The sequence below is a fragment of the Dapis brunnea BLCC-M229 genome (genome assembly GCF_050015995.1).
Lineage (GTDB): Bacteria > Cyanobacteriota > Cyanobacteriia > Cyanobacteriales > Microcoleaceae > Trichodesmium.
In genome coordinates this window covers 1-8,174 of record NZ_JBNHEP010000074.1, presented here as the reverse complement: position 1 = coordinate 8,174, position 8,174 = coordinate 1, and the positions used below count along the sequence as shown (strand labels likewise).

4 protein-coding genes are annotated in these 8,174 nt (G+C 38.2%); 2 read left to right on the top strand and 2 right to left on the bottom strand.

The features are described 5' to 3' along the window. The first annotated feature begins 158 nt into the window (after positions 1–158). Together ACP6PM_RS08315 and ACP6PM_RS08310 are read left to right on the top strand one after the other, a co-directional pair. The gene (locus tag ACP6PM_RS08315; RefSeq protein WP_426583572.1) at positions 159–2,648 is read left to right on the top strand and encodes a Tn3 family transposase; all 2,490 of its coding nucleotides are present in this window, start codon (positions 159–161) and stop codon (positions 2,646–2,648) included. A 273-nt stretch (positions 2,649–2,921) separates the two neighbouring features. Further along, positions 2,922–3,095 carry a hypothetical protein gene (locus tag ACP6PM_RS08310; RefSeq protein ID WP_426583570.1) on the top strand — a complete coding sequence of 58 codons (174 nt, stop codon included), beginning with the start codon at positions 2,922–2,924 and terminating at the stop codon, positions 3,093–3,095. Between the two features lie 204 nt (positions 3,096–3,299). Here ACP6PM_RS08310 and ACP6PM_RS08305 read toward each other — a convergent pair whose 3' ends face one another. Continuing rightward, positions 3,300–5,042: a nuclear transport factor 2 family protein gene (locus tag ACP6PM_RS08305; RefSeq protein ID WP_426583569.1), complete on the bottom strand. Its 1,743-nt coding sequence runs from the start codon at positions 5,040–5,042 to the stop codon at positions 3,300–3,302. A 192-nt stretch (positions 5,043–5,234) separates the two neighbouring features. Then, a complete protein-coding gene (locus ACP6PM_RS08300; RefSeq protein WP_426583568.1) occupies positions 5,235–7,166 on the bottom strand; it encodes a carbamoyltransferase family protein in 1,932 nt (643 codons plus the stop codon). Positions 7,167–8,174: the final 1,008 nt, after the last annotated feature.

Here is an 8,174-nt window from a genome sequence, read left to right as displayed (position 1 = left end):
GAATTATTTTTCTCCTCATTCTATTATACACAAACGATGCTACCGGACATGATATTAAACCCCTCTGAAAATAGAGGACTGAAACCATGATGGTATCGTTACTTTTTATTGTACCAAATAGACTATAGTTTATTTGGTACAGTATTCAATTATTGATTGTGTCATCTCGATTTCTTACATCGGAACAACAAGATAGTTACGGACGTTATGTAGGTGAGCCAACCAAAGTTCAGCTAGCTAATTACTTTTATCTTGACGATACGGCCAAAAAGTTAGTTCAAAAACGCCGTGGTGATTACAATCGTTTGGGTTTTGCCATCCAATTATGTACAGTTCGCTTTTTGGGGACTTTTTTGACTAACCCCATAGATGTTCCTCCGGGAGTGGTAAACTATTTAGCAGCTCAACTTAAAATTGAGGATGTAGATTGTCTCTCAAAATACTTGGTTCGTTTTAATACCCATTGGGAACATACTCTAATTATCAAGAAATGTTATGGCTATCGTGATTTCAACTCTCAGCCTGCACATTGGCGTTTAGTACGTTGGTTGTATCAAAGAGCTTGGAGCAGTGGAGAAAGTCCTTCAATGATGTTCGACTTAACCACAGCCAGATTAGTTGAGCTGAAAATTTTACTACCAGGAGTTACGGTACTATCTCGCTTAATCTCAACAGTTAGGGAAAGAGTAGCTCACCGCACTTGGAAAATTCTCTCAAAATTACCCAATTGGAAGCAAATTGAGCAGTTAGAAGCTCTAATTGTGGTAGATGAAAAAGCTAAATCAACTCCCCTCGAACAACTAAGAAAATCACCTACCCGTAGTAGTGGACCTGCCTTAGTTAACGCATTGAATCGATTGGTGAAAATTCGTTCTCTAGGTGTTAGTAAATTAGATGTGAGCCAAATTCCACCAATTCGTTTTAAAGCTCTTTTAAAAATAGTGCCTAAAAAGTGGATGAATTGGGTGGTGACTGAAGATGGTAGTATTGACCGTCATGCCTATACTTTCTGCGTTCTTGAGCAGATATTAGAAGGGTTACGTCGTCGCGATTTATTTGTTTCGGTGGGAGAGCGATGGAGTAATCCTCGTGCTAAACTACTACAAGGTAAGGCTTGGTTGGAAGCTAGGGCTTCAGTTTGTCGTACCCTAAATCTCAATTGTCAACCAGAACCAGAACTGAAAGTCTTGCAAGAACAATTAAACCAAGCTTACTCTAAAACAGCAGAAAATTTGCCCACAAATTCAGAAGTCAGAATTGAGGTGGACAAAAAAGGCAAATATTCTCTCACTATTAGCAATCTGGATAAATTAGATGAACCAGAGAGTTATCTAAAACTTAAGGAAAAGGTAGAATCATTATTACCCCTAGTTGATTTACCCGAAGTCTTACTCGAAATTAATGCCAAGACGGGGTTTATGGAAGAATTCACTCATCTCAATGAAAGCTTTGCTAGAGTTAGTGACCTTGAGATTAGTATTTGTGCCATACTTATTGCTCAGGGTTGTAATATTGGACTCTCACCCCTTGTAAGGAAAGGAATTTCTGCTCTTACCAGAGGACGGTTATCTTGGGTAGAACAGAATTACTTTCGCCCTGAAACCATCATTCAAGCTAATGCACGGTTAGTTGAAGCTCAAAGGAAAATTCCACTGGTCAAAAGTTGGGGTGGAGGTGAAGTTGCTTCTGCTGATGGAATGCGATTTGTTGTTCCCGTGCGTACTCTCAATGCAGGAGCGAACAGTAAATATTTTAAGGGGGGTCGCGGAATCACCTACTATAATTACACTTCTAACCAGTTTACTGGCTTTCATGGTGTAGTCATTCCAGGGACTTTGAGAGACTCGTTAGTGGTATTGGTAGGATTATTAGAACAGCAAACCAGTCTACGTCCTAGAGAACTAATGACTGATACTTCTGGATACAGCGATGTGATTTTTGGTTTGTTCTGGCTATTGGGTTATCAATTCTCTCCTCGTCTAGCGGATGCAGGGGAGGCACGTTTTTGGCGATTAGATAGTAGCGCGGATTATGGTTGTCTTGATAAATTGGCTAGATTTACAGTTAAAGTTGAATTAATTGAAGAGAATTGGGATGATATCTTACGGATAGCTGGTTCGTTGAGACTAGGGACAGTTAGTGCAATGGAAATTATGCGTGCTTTACATCGAGGAAAGAAACCTTCTACTATTGCTAAAGCTATTGGAGAATTAGGCAAAATTACGAAAACTTTGTATTTACTGAATTATGTAGATGATGAGGCTTATCGTCGTCGCATTTTAACCCAACTCAATCGTGGTGAAAGTCGTCATAGTTTAGCAAGAGCTTTGTTTTATGGTCGTCGTGGGGAGGTACGTCAGCGTTACCGCGAAGGTCAAGAAGAACAGTTAGGAACGTTAGGGTTGGTGGTTAATGTATTGGTTTTGTGGAATACTTGTTATATGGATTCAGCTCTGAATCAGCTACGTTCTGAAGGTTGGGTTCTTAAAGATGATGATTTAGCTCGTTTATCCCCTTTGCTATATTCTCACATCAATATGTTGGGCCGTTATCAGTTTAATTTACCTGAAGAACTGAAGGATGGAGCAATGCGACCATTGCGCGATGCTGAAGCTGAAGATGAACTAGCAGATTTGGAGTTGTGGTAAAGTGATGGATATTTTCTGTCCATCAGTCACAGAGGTCTGAAAGGTATATCTGGAAATAAATACAGCCTTAGCGTGGTTTTCTGTACAGTTGCTACTCAAACCCCGGGAAGGGTGGAGCGATCGCTTACCTACTACAATTTTCCTTTTTTTCTACCACAAAATTGTCAATTTGTCAATTTGCTGAAAGGTAACATTGCAAAGCTCAGAGGTGAATAGCCATTCGCCCCTGCTGTTTGCTACACAGAATTATTAGACTGGATAAAGGCAAATCAAATGGCAGACAAACGTTTGACCTCAATATCACTAATCGTTGTTTCTGCTTGCCAGAGGTCATATTGGGTTTGTTGGTTGAGCCAACTTTTGGCAGATGTACCAAAAGCCTTAGAAAGTTGTATAGCTTCATTTTCAAAATATGCAAAGCACAGCGTTAACGAAGTTGTGCGTTAGCTAAACGGCCGTTCGCCTAACGTCTGCTGCACGGAATTGTTAGACTAGATAGCAAAAGAGACTTTGAAGAAAACTATAAACAATCTCATTTTTTCAAATCGTCTTCCGTAAGATTAGCATCTTTCATCAGCCTGATTAAAGTACCAATCAGAAAAAAAAGTAGCTAAAACTACCATACAAAATCAGCAGTTCCCTAATTATAAATCAAAGTTTCTTACGTGCTCTAATTTTCCAGTCTTGCGAAGCATTACTCCATACCAGGGTCAAGTGCATTGGTCTTTCTTCTCTATATCTATCACCAATAATATAAGAAGATTTTACTTCTACAATCGCAGTTTCTTCATTTTTACTAATTAGATTTACTTCCTTAATTTGAACTTCATCAACCGATCTCCACCAATCAAAAAACTCTTGACGCGATGAGGGAGCTTGACCTCGAAACTGAGGAGTTAACATATCCCAGGATTTATCTATTTCCCGATTGTTAATATTCGAGTAATAATCTCGAATAAATTGAACAGGCTCTCTTTTTGAATTAATCAGCTTAACATCAGAACCAACTGACTTATTAAGGTTAGAATCAACTTCCTTATTAATATCGGAACCAACTGTATTAGAAGCAGTTTTACTTGCTCTAATTTTCCAGTCTTGGGAAGTGTTACTCCATACCAAGGTCAATTGAAGTAGTTTTTCTTCTTTATATCTATCACCAATAATATAAGAAGGTTTTACTTCTACAATCGCAGTTTCTTCATTTTTACTAACTAGATTTACTTCCTTAATTTGAACTTCATCAACCGATCTCCACCAATCAAAAAACTCTTGACGCGATGAGGGAGCTTGACCTCGAAACTGAGGAGTTAACATATCCCAGGATTTATCTATTTCCCGATTGTTAATATTCGAGTAATAATCTCGAATAAATTGAACAGGCTCTCTTTTTGAATTAATCAGCTTAACATCAGAACCAACTGACTTATTAGGGTTAGAATCAACTTCCTTATTAATATCGGAACCAACTGCCTCATTAAGATTAGAAGCAACTTCATCAGGACTAGTTTTACTTGCTATTTTTTTAGAGCCACAGTCACGTACTTCAAGAATCAAATCAATCATAGTGTCTGGAGGTTCAGGCGTCACAGTGACTCCCCCACATTTTACAGGCACAAAAAATTGATAACCTTGAGCCAGAGAAACATAGCGCTTCTTATTGTTATGAATAACAATCAAATTGTATATTGTTGTTTTCATAGGTTTTTTTCCAGATGCTTCTAGAGATAGTTCTCCGAAAGGAGTATTTATACCTTGAGTAAACTCTAGATTAAAATTTCCACTTTCAAGGTTGGCAGAAACTGCTACTGGAATAAAATTTGGCTGGAAAACTATTGTAACATCCCCATCCTCTTTCTCATCATCGGATCTACCAGAAAAATTATTCTCAAATTTTGAATGTGCTGCTAGAAAACTTTGGCTGTTATCAATTAACTCATTATTAGGAGTTTGGGCATTTTCTAAACCTCGTAATAATTTCAGCCATTCAGAGTGGAAACTTTTCATTGAGTCAGGAGGAATAGTGGATTCTAATGATTGCAATTTTTTTTCACTATCTTGCTTTAAAGCAGTAAATGTCTTCTGGACTTTTCTTTCTAGATTGTTTGCTTCTTCTGTTTGACCAGTATTCTGTTTATTCTCAAATAACTTATAATTATCAAGCAATGAATTTGACTGATATGCAGTATTTTCCCATGATTCCTTGAAATATTTGTAATAGCCAAGTTCTTCAGGATTCAAGGGCTTTTTATCACTTTGAGAAGTGCTTGTTCGATTATCCTCTTCCTCACAGCCGATAGTAACCAGCATAACCAGTAGTAAGACGAGTGTAGGAAACTTTCCTTGAAAGAAGGGATTTCGTCGGTTGGCGAAAGATTTCTTGTTTGAAAAAGTCATAAGGTTGCTAGACAATATTATTAATAGACTATCCCAACCGAGACACAAAAGCCTAGTAAAGGAGTTAGTCGTCTAACCATCTAATTGTATAACGCCCTAGCCAAAACTGCCAGCTTAATAGACTGAATAAGATGTATATGGTGCGTTAATCAAATGTAACGCACCCTGATAACTGCTGAGTGCTGACCCCTTTTAATCCAGTTCAAACTCCTCTTTCCAAGACTCATCCTTTTCCCAAGGAATCTGCTGAGTCTTCGCCATCAAAAAATTCTCAACCACCAAATAATCCATCTCAGTCCGCATAAAACATCGATAAGCATCTTCCGGCGTACAAACAATAGGTTCCCCCCGCACATTAAAAGATGTATTCACTATTACTCCACATCCCGTCAATTTCTCAAAATGCCGAATCAAATCATAATACCGAGGATTAGTCTCCTGATGAATAGTTTGAATTCTTGCCGAATAATCAACATGAGTAATTGCCGGAATTTCCGATCGCGGCACGTTCAACTTCTCAATTCCAAACAACTGCTTTTGCTCTTCTGTCATGGGAATTAACAAATTCTCTTGCACTGGAGCTACTAACAACATATAAGGACTAGAATGTTCAATCTCAAAATAATCCGAAACTCGTTCTGCCAAAACTGAAGGAGCAAAAGGTCGGAAAGATTCCCGATACTTAATCTTCAAATTCATCACTGACTGCATTTTTTGATTTCGGGGGTCGCCAATAATAGACCGCCCTCCCAAAGCACGGGGTCCGAATTCCATCCGACCTTGAAACCATCCGACAACATTGCCGTTATCTAAAATTTCTGCTAACCGTGGCATTAATTCTGTATCTGGCAAATATTCATATTTTCCCTGAATAGCATCCAGATATTCCCGAATTTCCTCATCTGCAAATTTCGGTCCGAGATAAGCTCCCTGCATCATGTCGTTAGGAGCAAGACAAACGGGAGGTTTTGCTAAAGAAACAGCAGAATTTCCAGACTCCACAGAAATTAATTCCTTTTCTGGAATATTCTCAACTACTTTTTCTATTACTCGTGGTTGGTTGTGATATTCGTACCAAATAGCTAAAGCAGCACCCAACGCTCCACCAGCATCTCCCGCAGCAGGTTGAATCCAAATATCTTTAAAAATTCCTTCCCGTAAAATCTTGCCATTCGCCACACAATTGAGAGCAACTCCCCCTGCCAAACAAAGGTAGTCAGCATTTAGTTCTTTTTGCACCGTTCGACTCAGACGTAATACTACCTCCTCAGTTACTCTCTGAATAGAAGCAGCAATATCCATTTCTCGTTGACTAATTTTAGTTTCAGCTTTGCGAGGTGGTCCGCCAAACAATTTGTCAAATTTCTGATTAGTCATAGTCAACCCGGTTGTGTAATTGAAATATTCCATATTCAACCGGAAAGTACCATCAGCTTTTAAATCTATAAGATTATTTAAAATCAAATCTACATAATTAGGTTCTCCGTAGGGAGCTAAACCCATAAGTTTGTATTCCCCAGAGTTGACTTTGAAACCTGTGTAATAAGTAAAAGCCGAGTAGAGCAAACCCAAAGAATGAGGAAAATCAATTTCCCACTGGGGAGTCAGTTTATTTCCTTCTCCCAACCAAACCGAAGTAGTCGCCCATTCACCTACTCCATCCAGACACATTACCGCAGCGCGATCGAAGGGACTCGGAAAAAATGCCGAAGCAGCATGAGCTTGATGATGTTCGGTAAACATCAGTTGGGGAAGATGGGATGCTTTACACTGACCTAATGTAGAGAATTCTTTTCTTAAAACGGTTTTCAGATATAATTTTTCTTTTAACCAAATTGGCATTGCCATCAGAAAAGAGCGAAAACCTTTAGGAGCATAACTGAGATAAGTTTCCAGAAGTCGCTCGAATTTAACTAAAGGTTTGTCATAAAAAACTATTTGGTCTAAATCAAGTAATTCTATATTGGCTTCCTTCAGACAATAAGAAATAGCATTTTTTGGAAATCTGGCATCGTGTTTTTTACGAGAAAATCTTTCTTCTTGAGCGGCGGCGATAATTTTTCCATCACATACGAGGGCGGCGGCACTGTCGTGGTAATAAGCTGAAATTCCCAGAATATTCATATCTATATTATTTATTCCTCACTGATAGACTGTTTAGCTGCAATTGGCCAAAATTTTAGCTAAATATCCTCAGATTATATAGCAGGGAATAGGGAACAGGGAACAGGGAACAGTTGGAAAAAGATTTCCTAGTCTAAGATTCATCGTTAGTCTATATCCCAGCCTATTTGCGTAGTGCTATGTATTTCAAAAAAGCATACCCTCAAAGCTTTTGAGCTAGCTTGATCAGCTTTGCCTATCATTGATAAATATTTTTTATATAAAAAAGATATTGTCATCCGCTTTAATTATAGTTATCTTAAAAATATGGAAGTAAAACAAAGTTAAGTATATGTCCAGTAGCACTTGAGAAAAGTAAATTAAAGGGTCATTTTCTCAGACTTATTCAGTTAATAACTTAGGAGATGTTGAGAGTAGAAATTCTTACGATTTTCCTAGGAAATAGCTGAATACTAATATCTTAGATTATCAGACAAAATCAGCGATCGCCTGTCAAATATTTCAATACTTTTTCTTGGATATTATAGCTAATCGGCAGCAGTAATTATTAATTATTAATTCCTGTTTGCGTTTGCTTAGTATGACCTAGGAAAGAATTTGGGAACTGAAAATTCAGTTAAAGATTACTTTTAACTTTTGTACGGGTGATTCGCGTTTTGCATTCTGCAAAGCTTTCCTATCGGAATGCTTTTCATGTCGCGCAGCGAAACGCAAACGCTTTTCATGTCGTGAAGCGTTAACGCGCGTTGTGCGAAGCAAAACGGCTGTCGCCGACATGAATGCGAAGCATGACCTAGGAAATCACCGCTACTGACTTTTGACTTGCGCGTAGCGCTATAACAATATATTCAGAAAAATTGGAGGTATAAAAATGCAAACTACTACAAACAATTACACTGAAAATTTAATTGATATCCTGCTACAACCTGGTCGCGATTTTATTAATAGCATAAACAGGACTTACGCAAAGACACTATATATAGCGCATGGCAAATCAAGCGATATAGC

Coding starts and splice junctions, on each gene's coding strand:
- ACP6PM_RS08310 (WP_426583570.1), top strand. CDS start 2,922: ATGGCAGACAAACGTTTGACCTCAATATCACTAATCGTTGTTTCTGCT.
- ACP6PM_RS08305 (WP_426583569.1), bottom strand. CDS start 5,042: ATGACTTTTTCAAACAAGAAATCTTTCGCCAACCGACGAAATCCCTTC.
- ACP6PM_RS08300 (WP_426583568.1), bottom strand. CDS start 7,166: ATGAATATTCTGGGAATTTCAGCTTATTACCACGACAGTGCCGCCGCC.